Genomic DNA, 19,159 nt, shown 5'->3' with positions numbered 1-19,159 from the left:
CGGGTGCGAGGCTGAGCATGCTTATCGGGCGCAATATTTTGGTGATTGGGGCAGGTATTGGTGGCTTGGCTGCGGCCTGCTGCCTTGCGCAACGGGGCGCTTCGGTGCGCGTGCTAGAACAGGCCGAGGAAATCCGCGCCTTTGGGGCAGGGCTTCAACTTAGCCCCAATGGGATGACCACGTTAGCAGGCCTTGGGTTGGCCGAAGAGATCAGCGCGATATCCCCCCGCGCCAATGCCGTATATCTGCGCGATTTTCGCAAAGGGGCGGCGGTGGCGCGTGTGCCCTTATCCCGTCACGGACGCCCATATCACTATGTCCATCGGGCGGATTTGATCGAGATTTTGGCCAGTCGTGCCCGTGATCTTGGGGTTGAGATTACCCTTGGCGCGGCTGTGACGGGGGTCGAGGGGCGTGAAGTGATTTTGGCTGATAATCAGCGCGAAAGTGCGGATGTGATTATCGGGGCAGACGGATTGCATTCCCGCATCCGCACCCATCTTGAGCCGCGTGGGCATCCGTTTTTCACGGGCCAAGTTGCGTGGCGCGCCGTGATTGAGGCGCAACAGGGCGATGCGTTGCGCGATGTGCAGGTGTTTATGGGGCCTGCCCGTCATATGGTGATCTATCCGCTTCGGGGCCGGACATTGATCAATATCGTGGCGGTTGAGGAACATGACCAGTGGGTTAAGGACTCGTGGTTGGAGCGGGGCGATCCTGCACAGCTGACGGGCCGATTTGGTGATTTTTGCCCCGAGGCGCGTGCCTATTTAGGCCGCGTGACGGAATGCTATCAATGGGGGTTGTTTCGCCATCCGGTCGCGCGCAACTGGCAAAATGGCCAGATGGTGCTTTTGGGGGATGCAGCGCATCCAACGCTTCCCTTCCTCGCGCAAGGGGCCAATATGGCGTTGGAGGATGCTTGGATCTTGGCAGCGCGCCTTTCGGATACGCATGATCTATCAAGGGCCTTGGCTGAATATGAGGCGCTGCGCCGCCCCCGCACCGCACGGATTGTTCAGGCGGCCTCGGACAATGCAGACCATTATCATATGCGGCCAAGCCTGTTTCGGGTGGCCGCGCATACAGGGTTACGCATGGTAACGCGCTACGCGCCGTATCTGCTGGCGCAACGCTTTGAGTGGATTTACGGATTTGATCCGACCAAGTCGTAAAGCTATAGGGGGGGTAGGCTGTTAAACGCACGCTTTAGCATATCCCCCCAAACCATTGAAATTACGTTGAAATACGGATCATTTTTTTCGATCCGTGTCATTTTTCCATGCTTCAAGCTGTCTGCAGTATAAACATGAAGATTAAGCGGCAGGTTGACCGAAAGATTGGCCTTAATGGTCGAGTCAAAACTCACCATCAAAAGCTTGACCGCATCCTCAAAACTCATTTCGAGGTCAAAGGCACGCACCAAAATGGGGCGGCCATATTGCATCGCGCCAATCTGAAAGAGTGGCGTGTCATCGCTGGCCTCTACGAAATTGCCCTCACGATAAATTGGGAGCAGGCGCGTGGAGGTGCCTTTGATCTGGCCACCCAATATCATGGTTGCTGAAAACGTCGCCTCAACGATCACTGTTCCAGTCTACCCATTCAATGAAATCAAAAATGAACGTGAGCAGTCGTCGTTAGCTAGAAGTGTCAATTAATTCCGCAGCAATCGCATCGACAATGGGGCGTGCCTCATCGGGGGTCATGCCAATCTCCAGGCGCGGATCATACAGCATGCGCAACAGCAATTCGTCATGCGCGGTCAAAAGGGCGAATTCTTCATCATCATTAAAAATCGAGGGGCGCGCCGTGGGGCTGTCATTGGGCAATCCCAACCCTTGGGCGATTTCCTCATGAATGCAGGATGTGCGCATCAAATCCGGATGCTCGGTGCGGATTACGGCAATAGCGCTTCGATATTCTGGCCGCGCATTTGAACGCGCAAATGCATAGACAGAGCAGAACGTATGGCGCGGCAGGTTCTCAATTTCGCGGATGATTGAGGTATCAATACTAGGCTCGATACTGCGCAGATAGGGGCTGATTTCTGCCTGCTCATCGCGGCTGATGAACAGCACATGGAAATTTCCACCCGACCCAACTAAATCAATCGAATGCCCCGCGGCGCGGCTGAGTTGTCGGGCGTAATCGGTCAGAATTTGGCGATCCCTTGCCATTTTTTGCGGGTCGGTTGCTGGCCCAAAATGTGCTTCGATACGGACAGGATCAATCCATCGTCTCAGCCGCGAGGGGGTTTGACGGGCAACAAAGCGACCGTTTTCCATTGCATATTCATCATATAGCGCAATGGCTTCGAAATTGCGCGCCAAAGCACGGCGCGAGACAGGGGCATCCGAGGGGGTGGTGGATTGGCGCAATAACCCCTCACGCAGAAGCCGTGCCTCGGTTTGGGCATAATATTGCGCGTAAAGTGCGCTTTCGGCAGAGGGGGTGGTTACAGGTATGCTGCTTGATACTCCGTTCTGGTCCGTGGCGGCTGGCCCCATGGCCTGACAGCCCACCAAAATGCCAAGCGCCGCTCCCATCCATAGACCGCGCCGAAACTTGCGCCCTGAAAAGATCGCGTTTTTCATAAAATGCATAATGTCGCCTTACATATCAGCGCTTAGGAAGCGTTGCATATGGATTTTGTCTTTGCCAGCGGCCAACGTGTTGCGCAATTTCGCGTCCATCTTGAAGGTGTCTTCATCAGTTGCAGAGCGGAGCATCCGTCCTGTGTCTGCACTTGCAAGATTATCTTTGATGTTTGCAACCAATTTCTTATTAGCGCGTTTCACCGTCTCAATTAAATAACGCCACGCTCGACTTCTTTGCGGAAAATACTGTTCGACGATCACGACATGCGCCAATTCGGCAACCCCGAGTGGCCAAATATCAACCACGGTTGGGTCGATTTTGAGGACTTAGGATCGATCATTTTTTCACCCTTGCATTGGATTTCACCGTTGCAACCCAATGTGGTAATGAATTTTTAAAAATTTATACATATATTTTTCTTTAATCAGCTTTGCGGTGGTTTGGCTGTTAAAGATTTGGAATGTATCTGTCATGGTTGCAATCTCACAGCGTGGCGGCGGGTATTGTATTGCAGCCCCTTGACCCTAATTATGGCAAGGCGTAATGCCCTGTACCGTGGCGATTTGTTTACCGGATTGCGGGCCACAAAAAAAATGCCGCTAAAGAGGTCGAGGCCTGCTTGCCGCATGATGCCCGACCGTTCAGATGGAAGGGATATAAAGTGTCAGACGCAGCTGCCAAGCAATCCATAGGATTGAAATTCTTGCCCGATACCGTTTCGGCGCAGACACGCGCGGTGCATTCAGGCACCCGCCGTAGCCAATACGGCGAAGTGTCTGAGGCAATATTTATGACCCAAGGTTTTGTCTATGACAGCGCCGAGGCGGCCGAGGCCCGCTTTATCGAAGCAGGGCGTGAGGAATTTATCTATGCCCGCTATGGCAACCCGACTGTCGCAATGTTCGAGGATCGGATCGCGGCGATTGAAGGCACAGAAGATGCTTTTGCAACCGCTTCTGGAATGGCGGCGGTGAATGGCGCGCTGATGTCCATGTTGCGCGCGGGTGATCATGTGGTGTCTGCGCGCGCCTTGTTCGGGTCTTGTCTCTACATTCTTGAGGAGATTTTGACCCGTTACGGGGTTGAGGTCACGTTTGTGGATGGCGATGACCTGACCCAATGGGAGGCCGCAATCATCAAGGGCAAAACCCGCGCTGTATTCTTTGAAAGTGTTTCGAATCCCACGTTGCAGGTTGTCGATATCGCCGCCGTTGCGCGTCTGGCCCATGATGCAGGCGCTTTGGTGGTGGTCGATAATGTGTTTGCCTCTCCCTTGTTTCAAGACAACCGCAAACTGGGCGTTGATGTCGTGATCTATTCCACGACCAAGCATATTGACGGGCAGGGGCGGTGTTTGGGCGGGGTGATTTGTGGCACCCGTGAGTTCATTCGCAAGACCGTGGAACCCTATCTGAAACATACAGGCGCGGCGATGTCGCCGTTTAACGCGTGGGTTATGCTCAAGGGGTTGGAAACGCTCCACCTGCGGGTTAACGCCCAAGCCGACACTGCTCTTGCCATTGCGCAAGGGCTAGAGGGGGAGGCGGGTGTGGCGCGGGTGCTCTATCCGCATCTCGACAGCCACCCGCAAGCCATGCTTGCCCTCACGCAAATGCAAAAAGGCGGCACAGTGATCGCGATTGAACTGGAGGGCGGGCGCGATGCGGCGTTTCGGTTCCTCAACGCGTTAGAGATCATTACAATCTCAAATAATTTGGGCGATGCAAAATCTATTATCACCCATCCTGCCACAACGACCCACCAGCGTTTGCCTGAGGATCAAAAGCAACATCTGGGCATTACATCTGGTCTTGTGCGCCTGTCGGTGGGGCTTGAGGACGTTAACGACCTGTTAAGGGATTTGAAACACGCGCTCGGTGCTGCGCGTGCTGCAAATTAACCCTTATTTTTAGGATTTTGTTGGAAACTCAAGGAATTGGTCGATATTTGTCGGGCCAATATTGATCCGTTCGGCGTTCACAATCGTAAATTATTCACAAAACAAGTTTGGATTCCGCGCACCAACACCCATATGATGGTAAGGTCGCGTGGCCGAAGGGGTGATGAGATGAACGTCCATATTGGTGCAGTTGCGAGTGAACCGACCCAAGACGAGGCCCGTGCGGCCTTGGCGCTTTTGAAACAGTGGGCGGAAAGCGCAAGCATGGCGGAGCGTGCCGCCCTTGATCCTGCTGTCTCCAAACTTTTGACCCCCTCCCAAGATTACCCCGAATTTTCGCGCAGCTATCCGCAGGATTTCAAAGTGGACGCAGCCTATAAGGCGGGTCTTCCTGATCTTCAAAATGGCCCTGCCTCGCTTATTAAAGGGGCCAAGCGTCAAATCCAACATGTGGGGATTTCCAATTTCCGCCTGCCTATCCGCTATCACACCCGCGACAATGGCGATGTGATGCTGGAAACTTCGGTGACGGGCACCGTCAGCCTAGAGGCGGGCAAAAAGGGCATCAATATGAGCCGCATCATGCGCAGCTTCTATGCCCATGCCGAAAAGACGTTTAGCTTTGAGGTGATCGAAGCTGCGCTTGATGATTACAAATCCGACCTCGAAAGTTTTGATGCGCGTATCCAAATGCGCGTTTCCTTCCCAATGAAGGTGCAGAGCCTGCGGTCTGGTCTTTCGGGTTATCAATATTATGACATTGCGCTGGAACTGGTCGAGCGCGATGGGGTGCGCCAGAAATTGGTGCATCTGGATTACGTTTATTCTTCGACCTGCCCTTGCTCGCTTGAATTGAGCGAACATGCGCGCGCCACGCGTGGGCAGTTGGCCACCCCGCATTCGCAGCGATCTGTTGTGCGGATTTCGGTCGAGATTGCCCCTGACGCAGGGTGTTTGTGGTTTGAAGACCTGATTGAGATGGCGCGCCGCGCTGTGCCAACAGAAACGCAGGTCATGGTGAAACGCGAGGATGAACAAGCCTTCGCAGAGTTAAACGCTGCAAACCCGATCTTTGTGGAAGATGCGGCCCGCCTTTTCGCGGGCGAGTTGCAAGCTGATCCACGAGTGGGCGATTTCCGTGTTTTGGCGAGCCACCAAGAAAGCCTGCACAGCCATGACGCGGTCAGCCTCTTGACCGAAGGCGCTACGTTTGAACAGGCCAGCCTTGACCCGCGCCTGTTCCAAAGCCTGTTCCATATGGGCTAAGGGCCAAGACCCAATACGAAAAAAGCCCCAAGACGCGGGTCACAGATGTGACGCTGTCTTGAGGCTTTGCTCGGTCTGACGAAGCAGTCCGGTCGTATACTAACGATCACAGTAAACTGCGGGCGTGGTGTTTGCAAATGAAATGAAGCCCCAGATCAAGGCTTTGGCGGGGTTTTAGGCCCTTCCATGCTTGACACTGCCTAAGTCAGGGGCCAACGCTCTGCCTCATGTTTGATATACGCCCCGTTGGATATGTCATTGGCCTGATCGTTACCTTTCTTGGGGTATCGATGCTTGTGCCTATGGGGGTGGATCTTGCCTTTGCCAATGGCGAATGGGGTGTCTTTGCCGAGTCTGCCGCAATCTCGGTGTTTATCGGCCTTGCTTTGGTGTTTTCCTGCGCCAATGCGGTGCAGCAGGGCCTGAGCCTGCAACAGACCTTTCTTCTGACAACCGCAATTTGGGCGATTTTGCCGATCTTTGCAGCGCTTCCCTTTGTGTTCGGCGCAACAGATGCGCGGATTGTCGATGCAGTGTTTGAGGCGATGTCAGGGCTGACGACAACAGGCTCAACTGTTTTCACAGGCTTGGAATATTTACCCCACGGGCTGAACCTTTGGCGGGCGATGATCCAATGGTTTGGCGGGGTGGGTATCATCGTGGTCGCGATGGTGTTTTTGCCCGAATTGCGGGTGGGGGGGATGCAAATCTTCCGCTCCGAGGCATTTGAAACAATGGGAAAAATCTTGCCCCGCGCAACTGAAATTGCGGCGCGCATCTCGGTGATCTATGTGGCGCTGACCTTCCTGTGCTTTCTGGCTTATTGGGCCTTAGGCATGACCTTTTACAACGCGATCTTCCACGCCTTTACCACGCTGTCCACGGGTGGGTTTTCGAACACAGATGCCTCTTTTGGGGTTTATCAAGGCCCGCTTGAATATGTCGCGGCGGTGTTCATGATTTTGGCAAGCCTGCCCTTTGTGCGCTTTGTGCAACTTTTGGCGGGCACGGCAGAACCGCTTTATCGTGACAGCCAAGTGCGCGCGTATCTTGGGGTCATCACGGCCCTTGTGCTGATCATGACAGTGTATCGGATTATCGCGAATGGCGACCATCTCGAGCATGGGATCCGCGAAGGGCTGTTCAACATTACCTCCATCATATCTGGCACAGGTTATTCTTCGGTGGATTACCAGCTCTGGGGGCCTTTGCCCGTGGTGGTGTTCTTCTTTGTCGGCTTGATTGGGGGGTGTGCGGGTTCGACCTCCTGTTCAATCAAAATATTCCGCTATCAGATCTTGCTCGAATCCATCTCCACCCAAGTGCGCCGCCTGTCGGCCCCCCATGGTGTGTTCGAACCTCGCTTTGAGGGGCGGCCTGTTTCGGCAGATGTCCTCTCCTCCGTCATGGGGTTCTTTGTGCTGTTCTTTGTGTTGTTGGGGATTTTCGCGGTGGCTTTGGGATTGACGGGGCTAGATTTCGTCACCTCTGTGTCCGGGGCTGCCACCGCCTTGGCAAATATCGGGCCAGGATTGGGGGATGTGATTGGCCCCTCTGGCAATTTTGCCCCGCTCAATGATGCGGCGAAGTGGATTTTGACGCTGGGCATGTTGCTTGGCCGCCTTGAGTTGTTGGCGGTTTTGGTGCTGTTCATGCCTGCCTTTTGGCGCGGATAGCCGCCCCTGCCGCAACGGCCGAGGCCCATGCCCATTGAAAGTTATATCCGCCCAACCAACCCGTGACATCCACGGCTTCGCCAATGAAATAGAGGTTGGAGATATGCGTGGATTGCATGGTTTTGGAACTCAAGCCATCGGTCGCGACACCGCCCAAGGTCACTTCGGCGGTGCGATACCCTTCGGTGGCTGTGGGCCGCAGTCGCCAATCTTGCAATGCCTCGACAATCTCGCGCAGGCGCGCATCGCTGCAATCGGCGATATTGCCGGCAAGGCTTTGGATTTGCCCAAAATCCGCAACAAAGGCTTTGGGCAGATAATCGGACAACACCCCTTGCAGGCTGCGCTTGACTGATTGACCCCGCGCTTCGCGCAGGACAGCGAAAAAATCCGTTTCGGGGTCGATATGCAGCGTGATCTCGTGTCCTTCGCGCCAATAGGATGAAATTTGCAAAATTGCGGGGCCAGACAGGCCGCGATGGGTGAAAAGCATGGCTTCGTCAAATTCTGCATCGGCCGCTTTGGCGCGCACAGGCAGGGAGAGCCCAGCCAGCGCCGCGAACCGCGCGCGTTGCCCCTCGTCAAACGTAAAGGGCACAAGGGCAGGGCGGGTGTCGGTGACGCGGTGACCGAAGGTTTCTGCAATCTGATAGGCCAAGCCTGTAGCGCCCATTTTGGGGATGGATTTTCCGCCCGTGGCCACGACGAGATGATCGGCATATATCTCGCGCGCTTGGCCCTGTTTTTCGACTAATACGCAAAATTTATCCCCGCTCTGCCGCACTGAAGAAATGCTTGTTTCTAGCCAAAGTTCGGCACCGACCGCCGCCATCTCGGCCCGCAGCATTGCGATGATCTCTTTCGCAGATGTGTCGCAGAAAAGCTGCCCCAAGGTTTTCTCATGCCATGAAATGCGGTGGCGATTGACCAAATCTAAAAAATCATAAGGGCCGTATCGCGACAGGGCAGATTTGGCGAAATGCGGATTTTCGGACAAAAACGCCGAAGGGTCGCAGTAAATATTGGTAAAGTTACATCGCCCGCCGCCTGAGATGCGGATTTTCTCGCCCGCGGCTTTTGCGTGATCTATCACCAAAACGCGCGCGCCTGAATGGGTCGCGGCCATCATCCCCGCCGCCCCCGCGCCAAGGATTAGGGTGCTGACATGATGCTGCGGCAGCTGTGCCATTTAGTCCACGAAATTACGGCTGATCTTGATCTGATCCCAAGCCCAGACCACCTCTTGGAGGCGTTCCTCATCCGAGCGGTCACCGCCATTCATATCGGGATGCAGAACCTTGATCAGCGCTTTGTAGCATTTGCGAATTTCGGTCTTGTTCATCGTGTCGCGTGCTTCCAAAATCTCAAGCGCACGCCGTTCTGTTGGCGGCAGTTTGCGCCCCGATTGTGCCCCACCTGCCTGCCCTGGATTACGGGTGGCATTGCCGCCCAAAACCTGATGCGGGTCATCCACGCCTAGCCGCGCCCATGCTTTTTCCTCAACCGACTTTTTGAAGGGTTTGGTCGGCCTGTCCCAGACGCGATCGCGGTCAAGCTGCGCTTCCATCTCGGCCTCGGTCGTGCCCTCAAAGAAATTCCATTTGAGGTTATATTCGCGCACATGTTCGCGACAGAACCAGAAGAAATCTTCGAGATTGTCGGGGGATTTGGGCGCGCGATACTGCCCCGCCTCTTCGCAGGCGGGATGCTCGCATTTGCGCTGAGAGGTTTCAAATGCCCCAGACATGCCACGCCGGCCCGTCTTGCGTTTTTTCTTGTCGGTCGAAACGCGAAGATCAAAATTAAATGGATCTTTGTAGGTCATGGGCCTGTCCTTCTCGACTCGGAGCGGGCAGTCTAAGCTATTGGTGGCGAAGGTGAAGGGCTAGGGTGAAGATTTTCATGACAAGAACCGAAAAAATTCGTGACGCATTAGAAAAAGCATTCAATCCCAAAGTGTTGTATGTTCACGATGAAAGTGAGGCCCATCGTGGCCATAGCGGCTATCAAGAGGGGGGCGAAAGTCATTTTCGCGTGGTGATCCGGGCCGATGGATTGGCGGGGTTGTCGCGCATTGCGCGCCATCGTGCCGTGCATGATGCCATCGGCAAGCCTTTGATGGGCGAAATTCACGCTTTGGCCATTGATGCAGACGGGCCTGAGCGGCCCGCCTGAGAAGGGTTACAGCCCTAGTTTCTGGCTGACCAACTGGTTCACAGCGGCAGGGTTTGCCTTGCCGCCTGTGGCCTTCATCACCTGACCCACGAACCACCCCGCAAGTTTCGGGTTCTGCTTGGCCTTTTCCACTTGGGCGGGGTTGGCGGCAATGATCTCGTCTACCGCCGCTTCAATCGCGCCTGTATCCGTGACCTGTTTCATGCCGCGCGCTTCGACAATCTGCGCGGGGTCGCCGCCCTCGGTATAGACGATTTCGAACAGGTCTTTTGCGATTTTGCCCGAAATATCCCCCGCCTTAATCAGCGCGATAATGCCTGCAAGCTGTGCAGGTGAGACAGGGCTGTCACTGATGTCGCGCTCGTCTTTCTTTAGGCGGCCAAAGAGTTCGTTGATAACCCAATTCGCGGCCAGTTTCCCGTCTTTGGCGGTGGCAGCGACCTCTTCGAAAAACGCGCTGGCGGTGACATCCGCGGTCAAAACGCTGGCATCATAATCTGAAAGGCCAAAATCGCCGATAAAGCGCGCCTTTTTGGCATCGGGCAATTCAGGCAGGTTCGCGCGAATGTCGTCCACCCATGCCTGCTCAATCTCAAGCGGCAAGAGGTCGGGATCTGGGAAGTAGCGATAATCATGCGCCTCTTCTTTCGACCGCATCGAACGCGTTTCGCCCTTATCAGGATCATAGAGTCGTGTTTCCTGATCCACAGTGCCGCCATTTTCGATAATGGCGATTTGGCGGCGTGCCTCATATTCGATGGCCTGTTGAATGAACCGCAGCGAATTCATGTTCTTGATCTCGCAGCGCGTGCCAAGATGGCTGAAATCACCTCTTTCACGGAATTTTTCATAGGCGCCCGGTGCGCAGACAGACACGTTTACATCCGCACGCAGATTGCCGTTTTGCATATTCCCGTCACACGTGCCCAGATAGAGCATGATTTGGCGCAATTTAGAGACATAGGCCGCTGCCTCCTCTGGGCCGCGAATATCGGGGCGCGAGACGATCTCCATCAACGCGACACCCGTGCGGTTGAGGTCCACGAAAGACAGGGCGGGATCCATATCATGGATGGATTTGCCTGCGTCTTGCTCCAAGTGGATACGCTCAATGCGCACAATCCGTGCCGTGCCATCGCCAAGCTCGACCAAAACCTCGCCTTCGCCCACGATCGGATGATACAGTTGGCTGATCTGATAGCCTTGCGGAAGGTCAGGGTAGAAATAGTTTTTGCGGTCAAAGGCCGAAAACAAATTGATTTCCGCCTTCAGACCCAACCCTGTGCGCACCGCTTGGGCCACGCAGGCCTCGTTGATCACAGGCAGCATCCCTGGCATGCCAGCATCCACAAAGGCCACGTTAGAATTGGGTTCTGCCCCAAATTTCGTTGAAGCCCCCGAAAAGAGTTTCGCACGGGTTGCGACCTGCGCGTGCACTTCCATACCGATCACAAGTTCCCAATCGGATTTGGCACCCGCGATCACTTTGGGTTTTGGGGCTTCATAGCTGAGGTCAAGCATGGCGCATCTCTCCAACAGGCGGTTTCCCGCCGTTTACTAGGCCAGCGAGTAGGGCGCGGCAAGGGCAGGACTTGCATTTTGAGGCAAAATAAGGGCAAAGGGCGGGCATCTATTGGCCACCTGAGGGAATTGCATGTTTTCATTCAAAAGGAATGAACGCGATCTGGCGCATCATGCGCATAAATTCGGCAAATTTGCTGCAACCTTTTTGGGCGCGGCGGTTTTGATGGGATGTGTCAGCGCGCAGGCTGATTTGCCCGCCGCACGTTGGGATGAAACCCCACAGGCCCAAGATTGGACAAAGGCAAGCCTCTCGATGTTGGAGGAGGACGCGGCCGTTTTGGTTGAGACAACCCCTGCGGATATTGAGGCATGGTGTCCCGCCTATGATGAGGCGAACCCAGAACAGCGTGCTGCGTTCTGGAACGGGCTTTTGTCCAGTTTGGCCTATCGTGAAAGCACCTTCCGCCAAGATGCGATTTCGTCAAATGGTAAGTGGCATGGTCTTTTGCAAATCTCGCCCGCAACTGCGCGCGGCTATGGCTGTGCTGCTGGCACAAGCGAGGCTTTACGCGAGGGCGAGGCGAATTTGCGCTGCGCTCTGCGCATTTGGTCATCAACTGTCGTGCGCGATGGGGTCATTGCCGCAGATCAAGGCGGGGTTGCGGCTGATTGGGGGCCGTTGCAACGCGAAGCCTTGCGCAATGATATTCGCGGTTGGGTGTCGGAGCAGGATTACTGCCAGTCATGACGGCGCGCTTGTCGGGTTTGGATCAGGCGCGCGGTGTCGCGCTTGTGGCCATGGCAAGCTATCATTTCATCTTTGATCTTGAATTATTCGGGCTTGTGCCTTCGGGCACAGCCCTGTCCCCCTATATGCGCGGCTATGCTATCGCGATTGCGGGCAGCTTTCTGTTCCTGTCGGGCCTCAGCATGGTCTTGGCCCATGGGGTGGGGCGGCGGTGGCCCGCCTTTTGGCGGCGATGGGGAATTTTGGTCGCTGCTGCGGCGGCGGTCAGCGTTACGACCTATTTTGCCTTTGGGGCGCAATTTGTCTTTTGGGGTATTTTGCACATAATGGCGGCTGCAAGCCTAGTGGGGATTGTCCTTTTGGGGCGTGTGCCTGCTTGGGGCTTGGCCGTGCTTGGTGTCTTGACCCTTGCTGCAGGGGTTTGGCTGCGCCTGCCTGCGCTTGAGCACCCGATATTTTGGATCACAGGCGCACAGGCGGCGCGGCCTGTGACAGTGGATTATTTGCCAATCTTGCCATGGATCGGCCCCTATCTTTTGGGCATGGCTTGGGCGCAATTTGCCCGTGATCTGGGCAGGCCGACCATGCCCCAAAAGATATGCGGTGGTGCGCTTGGGGTGGGTTTGGCCCTTTTGGGGCGCAATTCCCTTGCGTTTTATCTAATCCACCAACCCGTGCTCCTGGCATTGGTCGGTGGATATGTTTGGCTGCTGGATTATGCGCCTTGATAACCCGCACGCATTCTTGCCACCATCTCGCTCATGTCGCGGCTGAGGTTCGGGGTGTCAGAAATACGCTTTAGCGCCTCTTGGATCAGGGCCTGACGATCAACATCATAGCGCGCCCATGTCTCAAAGGCGGTGGACATCCGTGCCGCGGTTTGCGGGTTTTTGCCGTCCATGCGGATTAGCCAATCCGCGAGGAACTGATAGCCCGCGCCTGAGGGCGCATGAAAGCCCGCCGGGTTGGCTGAGGTCAGACCTGCAATCACCGCGCGGAAGCGATTGGGGTTTTTCCAATCAAAATCTGCGTGCTCGGTCAGGCGATGTGCAACTTGCGCGGCCTCATCAGGGGCGGCATGGGCGATTTGCAGCATGAACCATTTATCCATCACGATGCGGTTTTCATGCCATTGGTCGTAGAAGGCGATGCTTGCCTGCTGTGCAACACCACCCCCGTGATCCAACAGCGCACCGAAAGCGGCCAATTGATCGGTCATATTGGTGGCCGTCTCGAATTGCGTCTGCGCGAGCTCTGGGCCATGCACAAGGGTCAAGGCGCGCAGGGCCACGTTGCGCAAACTGCGCCGGCCTGCAGAGGCCGCATCAGGGCTATAGCCGTCTTTATCGGTCAGTGTTTCGAACAGCCGCGCGTAAATCGGCGCAAGTGCAGCTGCGATGGACTGTTCCAAAGCGCGGCGCTTCTCGTGGATGCTGCTTGGATCAGGCACCACGCCTGCTTCGGCCAAATCATTGGCCAGCGCATCGTCGCTTGGCAGGCTTGCGCATAGCGCCCGAAACTCGGGGTCGAGCGTGTCATCTTGCACCACTGCAGCGAGAGCTGCGATATAGTCAGGGTTTGGGGCTGTCCCATCGGTGATCATTGCGCACAGAACCTCACGCGACAGACTGCGGCCCGCTTCCCATCGGCTGAACGGGTCTGTGTCATGGGCAAAGAGGGTCGCGCGCGCGGCAAAATCTTGCTCGATTTCTAAAATCACAGGGGCCGAGAATTCGCGCAAGACCGACAGGACAGGGGCCTCAGGCAGATCGTCAAACACCAATTCCATCTCAGGATCCGCCATTTCGACAATTTGCGTGGGCAGCAATTCGCGCCCGTCCTGACCCAATAGGCCAAGCGCCACGGGGAACAACAATGGCTCTTTGAGCGGTTGGTTGGGGGTGTGTTCGGTGCGCTGTGCCAATTTAAGCACCATGCGCCCATCTTGATAGGTGGAGGTGACCGTCAAACGCGGCGTTCCTGCCTGTTCATACCAGCGTTTGAATTGCGATAGATCGCGCAAAGTGGTGTCTTCGAACACCTGCAACCAATCCTCGATGGTGCAGGCCTGCCCATCATGGCGGTCGAAATAGAGATCAAGCGCCGCGCGATAAGCCCCTTCGCCCACCAAAAGCCGCAGCATGCGGATCAGCTCCGCCCCTTTTTCGTAAACAGTGGCCGTGTAGAAATTGTTGATCTCGACAAAACTTGCAGGGCGCACGGGATGCGCCAATGGGCCTGCATCCTCGCGGAATTGGCGCGCGCGCAGATTCAGCACATCACCAATTCGCTGCACAGGCGCGGATCGGGCATCTGCGCTGAACTGTTGATCGCGAAAGACGGTTAAGCCCTCTTTGAGGCAGAGTTGAAACCAATCGCGGCAAGTGATGCGATTGCCTGTCCAATTGTGGAAATATTCATGCGCGATGATCCGCTCTATAAAGGCATAATCTTGATCCGTTGCGGTTTCAGGGCTGGCCAGCACATATTTGGAGTTGAAGATATTCAGCCCCTTATTCTCCATCGCGCCCATGTTGAAATCATCGACCGCCACGATGTTAAACAGATCAAGGTCATATTCGCGGCCATAATCCTGTTCATCCCAGACCATTGACCGCTTGAGCGCGTCCATCGCATAGGCGCAATACCCCTCATCACCGGGGCGGACATAGATATTGAGATCAACCTCGCGTCCCGAGGCCGTGGTGAACTGATCGCTATAGGCGCGCAAATCGCCCGCCACCAAAGCAAAGAGATAAGCAGGTTTGGGCCAAGGGTCATGCCATTCTGCATAGCCTGCGCCTGTCTCGCCCCGATTGCCATTGGACAGTAGGATCGGTGCATCCCCCTCAATGCGCACATCAAAGGGCGCCATGACATCGGGGCGGTCGGGGTAATAGGTTATTTTGCGAAACCCTTCCGCCTCGCATTGGGTGCAATACATGCCCTTGGACATATAAAGCCCCTCAAGGGCTGTGTTATCCTGTGGTGCGATTTCGACTTCGGCCTCCCAAACAAAGCCGCCCTCTGGCAGGCGTGCGGCAGGCACAGTCAGGGCTGTTTCGTTGAGGCGATAATCGGCCTCACTTAGAGCTGTTCCATCTATCTTTGCCCAGATCAGACGCAGATCCTCGCCATCAAGCACAAGCGCCCCTTCGCCCAAACCTTGCGCCTCGGGGTTGGGGCGAAAGGTGATCCGTGAAATGACGCGCGTGGCCTTTGGTGCAAGGCGAAAGGTAAGATGCACATGGTCAATCAAATACTCGGGCGGGGTGTAGTCACTGAGCCAAATGGTGCGGGGCGTGGCAGTGGCAGATGTTGCATCAAGGGGCAGGGCGGACACGGGGCAGGCCTCATTATATCGGGGAAGGGTTGGCCTTAGGCTATGCGCGCCGGTGACAGGCTGCAACCAGATAGGTGGGTTAGAGCCAGTAAAACCGCGATATATCTGTGCGATTGTCAAAGAACGCCACCGCCTCAGGCCGAAATCCATAGCCGTGCCGCGCCACCGCTTGGGATAATTCTGCGAGGATCACATGGGTGATAAAGGGGATGTCCAAGCTTTGCGCCTCTGCCAGATCAAGCCATGTCAGACGAGACAACTCGCCATCGCCTTTGGTGAAATCCTGCGCAACGCCCTTCAGATCGTCAGCACGCGCCAAAAAGAAACGCGCGTCAAAGCGGCGTGGGCGGCCTGTGGGGGTGACGGCACGAAAAAAGAAATCAACCCTTCGCGGATCGTATGGGCCAAGGCTGAGTCCTGTTTCTTCGCGCAACTCGCGAAAGGCTGCGTTGATCAAGGCCTCGGGTGAACAGGCGCTGTCATGGCCGAGGCGCGCTGCAAGCGCATCAGGGATTGCGTGGGCAAGCGGGGTGTCGTGATCCACCGCATCCACCGCCCCGCCGGGGAATACAAATTTTCGCGGCATGAACGCGGCAGATGCCCCGCGTTGGCCCATTAAGACCTGCGCGCCTTTTGTGCTGTCGCGCAATAAGATGATGCTTGCAGCATCCCGAATGGGAGGATCAGAAACCATGCATCCGCTTGGCCCATTGGATGCCCACAATCATCCCCTTAAAGCGGGGCAAGAGGAACAGTGCTACCATAAAGGCCCCAAGCGAAAACCCGCCTGCCATAACCCATGGGCTTGGTTGATAGGCCGTATAAACCCAGAGCATTAAGCTGCCCAAGATTTTCGCTGTCACGAGGATCGTCAAATAGGCAGGCCCATCATCCGCGCGGGCGTGGCTCAGATCCTCGCCACAGCTGCCACAGGCTTTTACAAGGTTCAGATAGCCGCTAAACAGTGCGCCCTCACCACAGCACGGGCAGCGGCCGCGCATGGCTTTGGCAATCGCGGGCCATGTTGGGCGTTCCTGCGGAACATGATCGAAAACACCATCCGCCCAGGCAGTGATTGGATCTATTTCAGCCGCTTCGGTGCTGGGGTTTGCCATGGCGCGCATCCTTTTCTTATCTCGACCTTAGCCCTAGCGCAAAGCGCAATCATTGGCAAAGGGGCGGGCCGTTTTGACGCGGGGCAAAAGAGAGCTGCAAAAAAGTGTGCCGGAAACTGCGGGCGAGCGCGTGAAAGGAATAGATCGGCGGATGGATGGGCCATTTGCCACAAGATCAGGAGTTATTGAGATGAGCACATTCAAACTTTTCACTTTGGGCTTGGCCCTGCTTTTGGGTCTTGCTGCGCAAATGGTAACCGCCGCCCCAATGGCGCAGGCCGATGCAGATGCGATATTTGCCGCCCTAGATGCGGATCGCAATGGTCAGGTCACGGCTGAGGAACTGGCGCGTATGCCAAGGCGCGATTTGCGACCCAAGACACCAACGGGGATGGCACGTTGGACGCCCAAGAATTGAGTGCCTCCCTTGAGGCCCGCGTGAGCGGATCAACGCCTTGCGCAGTTTGGGGCCATTGGCGGGGGAATTGAACCGCGATGAAATGCGGATGTTGATCGGGCGCATGGGCGGGCGCGAAGGGATGGGCGCCGCGCGCCGTGGGATCGGGGCGGCTAATCTGCAGGTTGAGGCTGCGTTGCGCGCAACCCCCTTTGTGCCTGATGCGTTGATGCAGGCCCTGTCTGAGCAGCGCGGATATCGCGGCGCCATACAGGAAAGCGGGCATCGTGCCTTGGTTGATTTGATCGCGGATATGCCGCCTGAACGCCGTGCGGCCTTGGCCGATGAATTGGCCGAAGGGCGCAGGCGTTAGAGATCAGCACTCATCCCTGCGGATTGCAATTCAACAAGACGCGCGTAAATGCCGCCCCTTTGCATCAGGCTGTCATGGGTGCCTTCTTCGACAACATGGCCTTTATCCATGACCACAATCTTATCGGCATCACGAATGGTGGACAGCCGATGCGCAATCACAAGGGTCGTGCGCCCTTGCGACAGGCGCGATAGGGCAGTTTGCACCAATTTTTCAGATTGGGTGTCGAGGGCCGATGTGGGTTCATCCAACAACAAAATCGGTGCATCTTTCAGCATCGCGCGGGCGATGGCCACGCGCTGACGTTGGCCGCCCGACAGGGACGAGCCGCGCGGGCCAACAGCTGTTTCCAACCCTGCGGGCAGGGATTTGGCAAATTCCATCACGGCGGCGTTTTCTGCGGCTTTGGCCACATCGGCGCTGTCAGCATTAAGCCGCCCCATGCGGATATTATCTTCGATGCTTTCATCGAACAGCGCCGTGTCTTGGCCCACAACCGCGATCATGTCACGCAAGGCGGCCAGATCAGCCTCGGTTGTTGCAACACTGCCGATGCGCACCTTGCCTGCCACTGGGTCAATCAAGCGTGTCAGCAAGGCAAACAGCGTGGTCTTACCCGCGCCTGATGGCCCCACAATCGCGGTTGTCTGCCCCTCTTTGGCGGCGAAGGTCAGATCATGCAGAACGGGCATGTCCCCGTAGGAGAATTCGACATTCTCAAAGCAGATATCGCCAGAACTCAGCGGGGCAGGGTGGGCAGGGCTAAGAACGGTGGGGCGCAGATCAAGCATGGAATAGATCCGCTCGAGCGAGGCTGCAGCGGCCTGAAGGCTGCCTGCGATAGTTGACAGACGTTTGAGCGGGTCGAACATCAGCGAAAGCGCGGTGATAAAGGACATGAAATCCCCCACCGATTTATCGCCTGTGACAATGGCGGTGGCCCCAAACAATGTGACCGAAACAAACCCAATGCCCGACATGAGGTCGATCAACGAGGGGTTCGCGGATTGTCCTGCACTCGAGCGGATCTGTTGCTTGAGGTATTGCTTGACGCTGAGCTCAAACCGCCCGCGCTCATGCGCCTCAAGGCGGTTGACCTTGATGGATTGAATGCCGTGAAACATCTCGTCCAGCCGCGTGGTCAGGGTCGCAGCAGCCTCGCGCGCGGCAAATGCGGTGCGGCGGATTTGCTTGAGCAGCAGGGTCATGGGCACGATCATCAAAGGCAGCCCAACCAAGGCCACCAGTGACCATTGCCAATCATTTGAGAACATTACAAAGGACAAAGCCACAAGCGAAACTAAATCACGCCCAAAGGAGAGCAGGACACTTGTCGCCGCAGATTGCAGCGTCTGGCTGTCCCCGCGCACGCGTTCGATCAATTCACCTGGGGGGTGGCGGGTAAAGACGGCACCATCAAGCGTCAAAAGATGCTCGACCAGACGTGTTTGCAATGCGGTTGTCACTTTAAGGCCAAGCGCCGACATAATGACGCGCTGCACAAAGCCCGCAACGGCGCGGAACAGGAACAAAAATCCGATGACCGTGACCACTTTCCAAAGCCCATCCAAGGATTGTGCGGCAAAAAGTTCATCGAAGAGAGGGCGCACCATCCATGCAAATGCACCAAGTGCGGCGCCTTCAAGGCTCATCAAGATCAGCGCGAATGTCAGGGCGGGCCAATATCTGAGGACATGCTCGCGCCACAGGCGGATCACAAGTCGAGACGAGCGCAGATCAACCCCATTTGGGGCCGTGGCCTGCGAATCTGATGCGGGGCTTGGGTCTGACATGCGTCTCCAAATCTGCGAAAAATTATGCATTCTGCTAAAGAATGCTTAGCAAATCATCATCCGCCCTGATTAGGCTATGCCGCCCCTGCAAACAAGCACCCGCAATGTATGGGGTCATATTTCCTGTATCCGCCATTGTTTTCGGGTCGATGTCTTTTCTGAGGTGCAAAGCGGCGCTTTCAGGACGGTTTTACACTAATTTCTGTTAATTGGTTGTCATCAAAGGCTCAGGCTGTTTAGCATAGGGC

Annotated in this window: 19 protein-coding genes and 1 riboswitch; of the genes, 9 read left to right on the top strand and 10 right to left on the bottom strand. The window is 55.9% G+C overall.

What is annotated here, in order from left to right:
• Window positions 1-17 precede the first annotated feature (17 nt).
• Complete coding sequence (locus AAC622_RS07100) at window positions 18-1,175, top strand: FAD-dependent monooxygenase (RefSeq protein WP_340261116.1); 1,158 nt, start codon at window positions 18-20, stop codon at window positions 1,173-1,175.
• Window positions 1,176-1,177: 2 nt separating this feature from the next.
• Here the strand turns inward: AAC622_RS07100 and AAC622_RS07095 are convergent, their stop codons facing one another.
• Genes AAC622_RS07095 through AAC622_RS07085 form a run of 3 tightly spaced genes read right to left on the bottom strand, consistent with a single transcriptional unit; the run spans window position 1,178 to window position 2,906 of the window.
• Window positions 1,178-1,588, bottom strand: a complete 411-nt coding sequence (locus tag AAC622_RS07095) for a hypothetical protein (RefSeq protein WP_340261115.1) — start codon at window positions 1,586-1,588, stop codon at window positions 1,178-1,180.
• 52 nt (window positions 1,589-1,640) lie between these two features.
• Complete coding sequence (locus tag AAC622_RS07090; protein WP_340261114.1) at window positions 1,641-2,606, bottom strand: DUF2927 domain-containing protein; 966 nt, start codon at window positions 2,604-2,606, stop codon at window positions 1,641-1,643.
• Window positions 2,607-2,615: 9 nt separating this feature from the next.
• Window positions 2,616-2,906: a hypothetical protein gene (locus AAC622_RS07085; RefSeq protein WP_340261113.1), complete on the bottom strand. Its 291-nt coding sequence runs from the start codon at window positions 2,904-2,906 to the stop codon at window positions 2,616-2,618.
• 240 nt (window positions 2,907-3,146) lie between these two features.
• A riboswitch (SAM riboswitch) is annotated at window positions 3,147-3,225 on the top strand.
• 79 nt (window positions 3,226-3,304) lie between these two features.
• Between AAC622_RS07085 and metZ the strand changes: the two genes are divergently transcribed.
• From metZ to AAC622_RS07070, 3 genes are all read left to right on the top strand, one after another.
• Window positions 3,305-4,501, top strand: a complete 1,197-nt coding sequence (gene metZ / locus AAC622_RS07080) for an O-succinylhomoserine sulfhydrylase (protein WP_340261484.1) — start codon at window positions 3,305-3,307, stop codon at window positions 4,499-4,501.
• 168 nt (window positions 4,502-4,669) lie between these two features.
• The gene (folE2, locus tag AAC622_RS07075; protein ID WP_340261112.1) at window positions 4,670-5,767 is read left to right on the top strand and encodes a GTP cyclohydrolase FolE2; all 1,098 of its coding nucleotides are present in this window, start codon (window positions 4,670-4,672) and stop codon (window positions 5,765-5,767) included.
• Between the two features lie 227 nt (window positions 5,768-5,994).
• Window positions 5,995-7,443 (top strand): TrkH family potassium uptake protein, encoded by a 1,449-nt coding sequence (locus tag AAC622_RS07070; protein ID WP_340261111.1) that lies wholly within the window; start codon window positions 5,995-5,997, stop codon window positions 7,441-7,443.
• On the opposite strand, the gene AAC622_RS07065 is transcribed toward AAC622_RS07070, so the two are convergent.
• Both AAC622_RS07065 and AAC622_RS07060 read right to left on the bottom strand, forming a co-directional pair.
• On the bottom strand, window positions 7,418-8,632 hold the full coding sequence (locus tag AAC622_RS07065) for a BaiN/RdsA family NAD(P)/FAD-dependent oxidoreductase (RefSeq protein ID WP_340261110.1): 1,215 nt from the start codon (window positions 8,630-8,632) through the stop codon (window positions 7,418-7,420). The genes AAC622_RS07070 and AAC622_RS07065 overlap by 26 nt on opposite strands.
• The gene (locus tag AAC622_RS07060; RefSeq protein ID WP_340261108.1) at window positions 8,633-9,268 is read right to left on the bottom strand and encodes a DnaJ domain-containing protein; all 636 of its coding nucleotides are present in this window, start codon (window positions 9,266-9,268) and stop codon (window positions 8,633-8,635) included.
• 77 nt (window positions 9,269-9,345) lie between these two features.
• Here AAC622_RS07060 and AAC622_RS07055 point away from each other — a divergent pair, with 77 nt between their 5' ends.
• On the top strand, window positions 9,346-9,618 hold the full coding sequence (locus AAC622_RS07055) for a BolA family protein (RefSeq protein WP_340261104.1): 273 nt from the start codon (window positions 9,346-9,348) through the stop codon (window positions 9,616-9,618).
• Between the two features lie 6 nt (window positions 9,619-9,624).
• Here AAC622_RS07055 and gatB read toward each other — a convergent pair whose 3' ends face one another.
• The gene (gene gatB, locus AAC622_RS07050) at window positions 9,625-11,139 is read right to left on the bottom strand and encodes an Asp-tRNA(Asn)/Glu-tRNA(Gln) amidotransferase subunit GatB (RefSeq protein ID WP_340261102.1); all 1,515 of its coding nucleotides are present in this window, start codon (window positions 11,137-11,139) and stop codon (window positions 9,625-9,627) included.
• A gap of 133 nt (window positions 11,140-11,272) precedes the next feature.
• Here gatB and AAC622_RS07045 point away from each other — a divergent pair, with 133 nt between their 5' ends.
• Window positions 11,273-11,890, top strand: coding sequence for a transglycosylase SLT domain-containing protein (locus tag AAC622_RS07045; RefSeq protein ID WP_340261100.1), 618 nt, complete (start codon window positions 11,273-11,275; stop codon window positions 11,888-11,890).
• On the top strand, window positions 11,887-12,618 hold the full coding sequence (locus AAC622_RS07040) for a heparan-alpha-glucosaminide N-acetyltransferase (protein ID WP_340261098.1): 732 nt from the start codon (window positions 11,887-11,889) through the stop codon (window positions 12,616-12,618). Before AAC622_RS07045 ends, AAC622_RS07040 begins: the two co-directional genes overlap by 4 nt.
• Here AAC622_RS07040 and pepN read toward each other — a convergent pair.
• The 3 genes from pepN to AAC622_RS07025 form a co-directional block, all read right to left on the bottom strand.
• On the bottom strand, window positions 12,606-15,233 hold the full coding sequence (gene pepN / locus AAC622_RS07035) for an aminopeptidase N (RefSeq protein WP_340261096.1): 2,628 nt from the start codon (window positions 15,231-15,233) through the stop codon (window positions 12,606-12,608). The two genes, AAC622_RS07040 and pepN, sit on opposite strands and share 13 nt — an antisense overlap.
• A gap of 79 nt (window positions 15,234-15,312) precedes the next feature.
• Entirely contained in the window at window positions 15,313-15,927 is a 615-nt protein-coding gene (locus AAC622_RS07030) for an NUDIX hydrolase (protein ID WP_340261095.1), read from the bottom strand.
• Entirely contained in the window at window positions 15,917-16,348 is a 432-nt protein-coding gene (locus tag AAC622_RS07025; RefSeq protein ID WP_340261093.1) for a DUF983 domain-containing protein, read from the bottom strand. The genes AAC622_RS07030 and AAC622_RS07025 overlap by 11 nt, the downstream gene beginning before the upstream one ends.
• 190 nt (window positions 16,349-16,538) lie before the next feature.
• Here AAC622_RS07025 and AAC622_RS07020 point away from each other — a divergent pair, with 190 nt between their 5' ends.
• The gene (locus AAC622_RS07020; protein WP_340261092.1) at window positions 16,539-16,766 is read left to right on the top strand and encodes an EF-hand domain-containing protein; all 228 of its coding nucleotides are present in this window, start codon (window positions 16,539-16,541) and stop codon (window positions 16,764-16,766) included.
• Between the two features lie 37 nt (window positions 16,767-16,803).
• Window positions 16,804-17,118, top strand: coding sequence for a periplasmic heavy metal sensor (locus AAC622_RS07015; protein WP_340261091.1), 315 nt, complete (start codon window positions 16,804-16,806; stop codon window positions 17,116-17,118).
• Here the strand turns inward: AAC622_RS07015 and AAC622_RS07010 are convergent.
• The gene (locus tag AAC622_RS07010; protein ID WP_340261089.1) at window positions 17,115-18,911 is read right to left on the bottom strand and encodes an ABC transporter ATP-binding protein; all 1,797 of its coding nucleotides are present in this window, start codon (window positions 18,909-18,911) and stop codon (window positions 17,115-17,117) included. The genes AAC622_RS07015 and AAC622_RS07010 overlap by 4 nt on opposite strands.
• Between the last annotated feature and the right edge of the window lie 248 nt (window positions 18,912-19,159).

The organism is Roseobacter sp. HKCCA0882 (assembly GCF_037805225.1).
Taxonomy (GTDB): Bacteria; Pseudomonadota; Alphaproteobacteria; order Rhodobacterales; family Rhodobacteraceae; genus M30B80.
This window is presented reverse-complemented; position numbering and strand designations above follow the sequence as displayed.

What these genes read in the sequence shown, in the direction of transcription:
- AAC622_RS07045 (WP_340261100.1), top strand. Translation starts at nt 11,273, where the DNA reads ATGTTTTCATTCAAAAGGAATGAACGCGATCTGGCGCATCATGCGCAT.
- AAC622_RS07030 (WP_340261095.1), bottom strand. Translation starts at nt 15,927, where the DNA reads ATGGTTTCTGATCCTCCCATTCGGGATGCTGCAAGCATCATCTTATTG.
- AAC622_RS07025 (WP_340261093.1), bottom strand. Translation starts at nt 16,348, where the DNA reads ATGGCAAACCCCAGCACCGAAGCGGCTGAAATAGATCCAATCACTGCC.
- AAC622_RS07040 (WP_340261098.1), top strand. Translation starts at nt 11,887, where the DNA reads ATGACGGCGCGCTTGTCGGGTTTGGATCAGGCGCGCGGTGTCGCGCTT.
- AAC622_RS07065 (WP_340261110.1), bottom strand. Translation starts at nt 8,632, where the DNA reads ATGGCACAGCTGCCGCAGCATCATGTCAGCACCCTAATCCTTGGCGCG.
- AAC622_RS07020 (WP_340261092.1), top strand. Translation starts at nt 16,539, where the DNA reads ATGAGCACATTCAAACTTTTCACTTTGGGCTTGGCCCTGCTTTTGGGT.
- AAC622_RS07060 (WP_340261108.1), bottom strand. Translation starts at nt 9,268, where the DNA reads ATGACCTACAAAGATCCATTTAATTTTGATCTTCGCGTTTCGACCGAC.
- AAC622_RS07100 (WP_340261116.1), top strand. Translation starts at nt 18, where the DNA reads ATGCTTATCGGGCGCAATATTTTGGTGATTGGGGCAGGTATTGGTGGC.
- AAC622_RS07010 (WP_340261089.1), bottom strand. Translation starts at nt 18,911, where the DNA reads ATGTCAGACCCAAGCCCCGCATCAGATTCGCAGGCCACGGCCCCAAAT.
- AAC622_RS07055 (WP_340261104.1), top strand. Translation starts at nt 9,346, where the DNA reads ATGACAAGAACCGAAAAAATTCGTGACGCATTAGAAAAAGCATTCAAT.
- folE2 (WP_340261112.1), top strand. Translation starts at nt 4,670, where the DNA reads ATGAACGTCCATATTGGTGCAGTTGCGAGTGAACCGACCCAAGACGAG.
- AAC622_RS07070 (WP_340261111.1), top strand. Translation starts at nt 5,995, where the DNA reads ATGTTTGATATACGCCCCGTTGGATATGTCATTGGCCTGATCGTTACC.
- AAC622_RS07090 (WP_340261114.1), bottom strand. Translation starts at nt 2,606, where the DNA reads ATGCATTTTATGAAAAACGCGATCTTTTCAGGGCGCAAGTTTCGGCGC.
- gatB (WP_340261102.1), bottom strand. Translation starts at nt 11,139, where the DNA reads ATGCTTGACCTCAGCTATGAAGCCCCAAAACCCAAAGTGATCGCGGGT.